Below are 4,317 nucleotides of genomic sequence, written 5' to 3'. Positions count from 1 at the left end.
GATGGTAGTGAAACTACCTTTGAAGTGTATGCAGCGACGATTATCTGGGATGGCGGATATCGAACCATTCCTGTCAATGAAGCTGAAACCGATCCTCTGATCGGCATGAGTTTACTCTACGGCTACGATTTGCGGATTCAAGCAGTGGAAGGCGGCAATGTCACAATTGAAGCATTGAGTAGATGAAGTTGGCTGAGTGGGTTTAACAACTCGGTTGGAGTGGACTGCCGAAAACCACTGGCTTAGATGCAACCGTTTCTTGCAGCCGCTGAACACCCACGTAGCGAACTAGATGTTTTAGATGCGGTTGCCCTGGATCTACTGCTGAAGCAGTTTCTGCAAGTGTAAATAAGCCTCTTCGGGCGTCAGTGGTTCCGACTGCTCATTAGGAATGTAGAAAACCCAACTGTCTGGAAAGAAATGGACGACAAAGCTGGGAATCAAACCTGCCTCCATCGCTTGTTTTCCCAGAGTTTGCGCCGTTTCTTCCAGCGATCGTTGGTCGTGGTATGGGTTCTCACTCATAGCTTTCCTGCAAGGACTGGATGTCGTTAATTGATCAGCCTAAAAACCATCCTCGTGATTGACGGCGGCATTGAGTCTGAATCAGTCAATACCAATTGTCAGGCATGATGGCTCTCGTGAATGAATTTTAAGAACGCATAGGCGCGATCGGTCGGAAAGCGAAAGCGATCGCCCTTGTAGTCAATAATGTACGTTCCTGAAACCTCACCGCAGGCTGTACAGGTAATTGCTTCAGACTTCAGCGTCTCAACGCTCAGTTGGGCGATTTGCGCTTTCATCCACTCCTCAAACGCAGTGATAGTAGCCGGATCGGGGTTCGATAGCGTCATAGCTAATTCAGGCAATGTAGGGAGTGCGGGAATGAGATGGAGAGATTCGCTACAAATAACTCGCGCGAGGTCTAACCTTTAAGAGCAGTGACAGGACGCATGCAGCAAAAAGGATTCGGGGTGGTTGACTCATAGCACCTACGAAGGACGTGCCACAGTTTAACACTCAAGAACTTACGCAATCTGCTCTAATTCTGCATCTATCCAAATACTGAGTGCTAATGACATGGAAGTGCAGCGGCACCCTTCCTGTAGAGAGATAGCCACTCGTGCGTTCTCCAGCAACACTAACTGCATTGAGCGATCGAGCTGTACCTTTTAGCGGCGAGTGAGAAAGCCAATCCAGTCGATCACAATTGCCGACTCAGAAACAGAAAAAATATGGAACGGGAAGTCACGGACAGCGACGGAATCACTTGGACCTGCGTTCAAGCACTCAGCGGCATTTCCGATGAGGCGGCTCACGTCAAGGGCGAAGAGGATGCTTATTGGGTGGTGTGTACACCCAGCGGAGGCGCACAATCGGTGCGGGTCAAGCTGCCCGGAAATTGGGAAACGGACTGCTCCGATGAGGCTCTGTTAGATGCAATTGCTGCTCAAAATCAGTAGAGCGGCGAGGCTGACCGTTGGCTGTTAATGGTTAGCGGTTAGCGGTACTCAAGAAACTCCATTAGCGATCGCTCATGCCAAACATGCGTCGCACTAGTGGCTTCATCACCGCTGGAGCAACATGAAACGCGGTAGCCCAGAAGTTGGCGACTCCGACGAGTACATCGTCACGCCGATGCTGAACAGCTTGCTGTGAACTCTGCTGAAACGACTGCTGCAAATCGTACTGAATTCTGAGTCGCCCTCGTGCCCCACCAGATAGACCTGCACTACGCTTGCCGCTCCAAAGTGGCAGCGATCGCAGCAACGAGTGCATCTGGCTCGAAGGGTTTGGCTAGGTGCTGCTGATAGCCTGCTGCAAGGGCTTGCTGGCGATCGCTTTGGGTGGCATACGCAGTCAGCGCGATTGCGGGAATGGTTTGATTGAGGGATTTAGAACGCGATCGCAGCTGGTGCAGCAGCTTGTAGCCGTCTATCTCGTGCAGTCCAATATCGCTGACCAAGATATCAAACGGGTCATTCGCCAACGCTTTCAGGGCGGCTTTAGCGGACGTAACCGCCGTGACGATCGCGCCTGCCTGTTCCAGCACGTAAGTCGTGAACTGTAAGGTAGACCTATCATCCTCAACTAGCAGCACTCGAACGTCTTCAATGCTCGACAGGGAAGCACCTTGCTCTGGAGCAGACGTTAGGGCGGTGTCGGATAGAGGAAACTGCACCGTGAACGTTGATCCCTTGCCAATGCCCGCGCTGTCAGCGCGAATCATTCCGCCATGTGCTTCGACGAGTTGCCGCGAGAGCGACAGTCCCAACCCTAAGCCGCCAAAGCCGCGCGTAATTGAGCTATCTGCCTGTCGAAATCGATCAAACACAAACGGCAGAAAATCCGGGCTGATTCCATGTCCCGTATCGCGGATAGTTACTTGGGCAGAGCGACCCACGCGCTCTAGCGTCACCGTAATTTGCCCACCGTCCGGCGTGAATTTGATCGCGTTCGAGAGCAGATTCCAAAACACCTGTTGCAGCCTGCCCCCATCGCCCATAATCGGTGGAACTGTAGCGTCAAGCTGGGTATGAAGCTGAATTGATCGGGCTTCTGCCGAGAGCCACACGGTTTCGAGGGCAGCGGCGATCGCCTTAATCAGCGCGACGGCAGTGAGATCCAGCGTCAGCTTTCCCTGAACAATGCGAGAGAGATCGAGCAGGTCATCCACAAGCTGTGCCTGTCGTTTGGCGTGTTGCTCGATCGTTTCCAACGCCTCTCGCAGCTTTGTCTCAGGCAGCTTCTTGGTTTGCAGTATCTTAGACCAGCCCAAGATCGGCGTTAGGGGCGTCCTTAACTCGTGGGAGAGCGTTGCCAAAAATTCATCTTTGGTTCGATTGGCAGCTTCGGCTTCTGTGCGAGCGGCTTGCTCTTGATTGAGCAGGTGCTCTCGTTCGTCTTCTAAGCGTTTGCGCTCGGTGATGTTCCGCTGAATGGCGACGAAGTGGGTGACTGCTCCCTCAATGTTGCGAATGGGCGTAATGTTCCACTCAACGTAAAACTTCGTGCCGTCTTTGTGGTAGTTAATCGCCTCACCGTGAAACGGCTCGCCATCAATCAAATGCTGCCGCAAATCGTCGAGCAGCGATCGATCGGTATCGGGACCTTGCAGCAGGCGCGGCGTTTTGCCCAACACCTCGTCGGCGGTGTAGCCTGTCATCTCAGTGAAAGCTGGATTAACGTAAACGATTTCAGGTCCCGGTGGATTCAGATGCGCCGTGGTGATGATAATGGAATCCTTTGACTGCTGCACCGCCGACAGCAGCAGCCGAATGGCTTCTTCTGCAACCTGCAAATCTCTCAATGCCGCTGTCAATCGCTCTAAAGAGTCCGTCAATCGGCTTTTCTGGGGCAGTGGCAATTGCTCGGCATTCTGTTGCAGTTCGGCGACTTGTTTCTGCACATCCTGAATCTGTTCAACGAACTCGTCTCCGTTCACGTCGTACTTTACCGCGATGACTTCAGCTTCTATTTTGCCGAGTTACGTTGATTGAAGCACGGATACAGAGAAGGATTTGGCGCGGATGCGCTGGCGTGCAATGCCAAATACAATAGCCCTGAAATCCGTCAGCAACTATTCCTGTGCGAATCCTTCACCTACTGAACCATGTTCAAGAGATTGGCAACGGCATTGTCAACGTGGCGATCGACCTTGCCTGCCTTCAGGCAAAATCGGGCTGCGAGGTGTGGGTTGCCTCAGCGGGTGGTGAGTACGAGGCGCTGCTAGCACAGTACGGCGCACAGCACGTTTTGCTGGAGCAGCGACGACAGCCGATCGCGCTGATCCGGGCGGCTCACAGCTACCGGCATCTGATTCAAACAGTGCAGCCAGACATTGTTCATGCGCACATGATGACGGGAGTAATGCTGGCATGGGCGCTGCGAGCCGGGACAGCTTACGCGCTTGTCTCAACCATTCATAACGAATTTCAGCGCAGTGCCATTCTAATGGGGCTTGCCGATCGCGCGATCGCGGTCAGTCAGGCGGTGGCGGACTCGATGCAGCGCCGCGGAATTTCATCCAGTAAACTGCGCGTGATTCGCAATGGCACGTTGGGCAGTCCGCGCCAGCCTGCCGAAGGCAGTCCTGCGGTGTTGTCGCGTCCCGCGATCGCAACCGTAGCAGGCATGTACCAGCGCAAAGGCATTGCGGATCTGATTGCTGCCTTTGCCCAAATTGCGCCTCAATTTCCAGATGCTCAGCTCTATCTAATTGGCAACGGACCCGATCGAGCGCAGTTTGAGCAGCAAGCGCAGCAAACGCAGGTGAGCGATCGCATTCACTTCGAGGGCTTTCAGCCCGATCCAGCC

6 protein-coding genes and 1 pseudogene are annotated in these 4,317 nt (G+C 53.6%); 3 read left to right on the top strand and 4 right to left on the bottom strand.

Going from position 1 to position 4,317, the window contains the following annotated elements:
* A pseudogene (locus H6F43_RS17155) lies at nt 1–186 on the top strand (clan AA aspartic protease); the annotation flags it as partial.
* 132 nt (nt 187–318) lie between these two features.
* Here H6F43_RS17155 and H6F43_RS17150 read toward each other — a convergent pair.
* Together H6F43_RS17150 and H6F43_RS17145 are read right to left on the bottom strand one after the other, a co-directional pair.
* Nucleotides 319–525 (bottom strand): hypothetical protein, encoded by a 207-nt coding sequence (locus tag H6F43_RS17150; RefSeq protein ID WP_190343934.1) that lies wholly within the window; start codon nt 523–525, stop codon nt 319–321.
* 98 nt (nt 526–623) lie between these two features.
* Nucleotides 624–854: a hypothetical protein gene (locus H6F43_RS17145; RefSeq protein ID WP_190343933.1), complete on the bottom strand. Its 231-nt coding sequence runs from the start codon at nt 852–854 to the stop codon at nt 624–626.
* 381 nt (nt 855–1,235) lie between these two features.
* Here H6F43_RS17145 and H6F43_RS17140 point away from each other — a divergent pair, with 381 nt between their 5' ends.
* A complete protein-coding gene (locus H6F43_RS17140) occupies nt 1,236–1,463 on the top strand; it encodes a hypothetical protein (RefSeq protein ID WP_190343932.1) in 228 nt (75 codons plus the stop codon).
* Nucleotides 1,464–1,524: 61 nt separating this feature from the next.
* Here H6F43_RS17140 and H6F43_RS17135 read toward each other — a convergent pair whose 3' ends face one another.
* Together H6F43_RS17135 and H6F43_RS17130 are read right to left on the bottom strand one after the other, a co-directional pair.
* Nucleotides 1,525–1,779 (bottom strand): hypothetical protein, encoded by a 255-nt coding sequence (locus H6F43_RS17135; RefSeq protein WP_190343931.1) that lies wholly within the window; start codon nt 1,777–1,779, stop codon nt 1,525–1,527.
* A complete protein-coding gene (locus H6F43_RS17130) occupies nt 1,733–3,445 on the bottom strand; it encodes an ATP-binding protein (protein ID WP_190343930.1) in 1,713 nt (570 codons plus the stop codon). The genes H6F43_RS17135 and H6F43_RS17130 overlap by 47 nt, the downstream gene beginning before the upstream one ends.
* A gap of 143 nt (nt 3,446–3,588) precedes the next feature.
* Between H6F43_RS17130 and H6F43_RS17125 the strand changes: the two genes are divergently transcribed.
* On the top strand, nt 3,589–4,317 hold a 729-nt coding region (locus tag H6F43_RS17125), incomplete at its 3' end, for a glycosyltransferase (protein WP_190343929.1).

This window comes from Leptolyngbya sp. FACHB-36 (genome assembly GCF_014695955.1).
Classification (GTDB): Bacteria; Cyanobacteriota; Cyanobacteriia; order Leptolyngbyales; family Leptolyngbyaceae; genus FACHB-36.
The sequence above is the reverse complement of the archived record's forward strand: the minus strand, read 5'-3'. Positions and strand labels throughout refer to the sequence as shown.